At 52.9% G+C, this 399-nt stretch carries 1 protein-coding gene and 1 pseudogene; both read right to left on the reverse strand.

Features of this window, described 5'->3' with window-relative positions:
• Positions 1–96: pseudogene (locus RVY79_RS22025) on the reverse strand (very short patch repair endonuclease); the annotation flags it as partial.
• A 12-nt stretch (positions 97–108) separates the two neighbouring features.
• The coding region (locus RVY79_RS17765; RefSeq protein WP_317465829.1) for a hypothetical protein at positions 109–399 on the reverse strand (291 nt) is incomplete at its 5' end.

Here is a 399-nt window from a genome sequence, read left to right on the forward strand (position 1 = left end):
GTACGCGGTTCGGCGAACAACGAGTTCGGGCTTCGTGTCTCGAGACCTAACTGCTCGCATGACTTCTGAGCGTTTTTCCCGCGAGACCTTATCCATCTCGATAGCCTGTTATTGGGGACCCTTCAGGCGACGCTCTTCCTGCATTGCATCAACCCAAGCTTTGAGCTCACCACGCGTCCATGGGCGAATCTTGAGTCGGCGCCTTTGCGCCGCATTCAAGTATTTTGCGAGGTTCCAGTCCATGAACTCCGAGACTCGGTCGCGCAATTCATTTGCGAATCGCTTAACCAGCTCGTGGCTTCTAACAAGAATCGAAGGAAGAAGGTCGATATGCCCTCTGTTATACATTGAATGATCGTCGTCTACTTGAAAGCCGACCGTGCTGAGGGCGGAAATAGC

This window comes from Chromohalobacter sp. HP20-39 (genome assembly GCF_033052815.1).
Taxonomy (GTDB): domain Bacteria; phylum Pseudomonadota; class Gammaproteobacteria; order Pseudomonadales; family Halomonadaceae; genus Chromohalobacter.